1 protein-coding gene is annotated in these 619 nt (G+C 74.0%); it reads right to left on the minus strand.

What is annotated here, in order from left to right; all coding sequences use genetic code 11:
* On the minus strand, positions 1 to 512 hold a 512-nt coding region (locus BU204_RS37905), incomplete at its 3' end, for a sigma-70 family RNA polymerase sigma factor (protein WP_269844688.1).
* Positions 513 to 619: the final 107 nt, after the last annotated feature.

Genomic DNA, 619 nt, shown 5'->3' on the forward strand with positions numbered 1-619 from the left:
TCGGGGGTGGGGTCGTGGTGGGCCAACCCGCCGGTGCCGGTGTGGTCGGTGCCGTCGGGGAAGGCGGCCTGGAGGCTGGTGAGGGTGGCGCGGGCGACATCGTCGCGGATCGCGGTGATGTCGCGGGTGTCGGTGCCCATGCGGTCGGCGAGCTCGGTGGGGGTGGGGACACGGCCGTGGTCGGCGACGAAGCGGTCGCGTTCGGCTTCGACGCGGCGGACCTTGCCGCGCACGGAGCGGGAGGCCCAGTCCAGGCCGCGGAGCTCGTCGAGCAGGGCGCCGCGGATGCGCAGGGAGGCGAAGGCGGCGAAGGGGGTGCCACGGGAGGGGTCGAAGGCGCGGGCGGCGGCGACGAGGGCTTCGGAGCCGGCGGAGAAGAGGTCTTCGCGGCGGATGTGGGCGGGGACTCGGGCGAGGAGTTCGCGGACCACGTGGCCGACCAGCGGGAGGTGTGCGGTGACCAGCTCGTCGGCGCCGACCGGCTGGGGCTGGGTGGTGGTGGCCTGGGCCATGGTGGTTCCTCCCGCTGGGCGTTGCCGCTTCTCGGTGCGGCAATGACCAGCGTCGAACCCCACGGGTGCAGAACAGGTGCCTTCTCGGGTGCGGTTCCGTTGTGGAC

The sequence above is a fragment of the Actinophytocola xanthii genome, assembly GCF_001921205.1.
GTDB classification, from domain to species: Bacteria; Actinomycetota; Actinomycetes; order Mycobacteriales; family Pseudonocardiaceae; genus Actinophytocola; species Actinophytocola xanthii.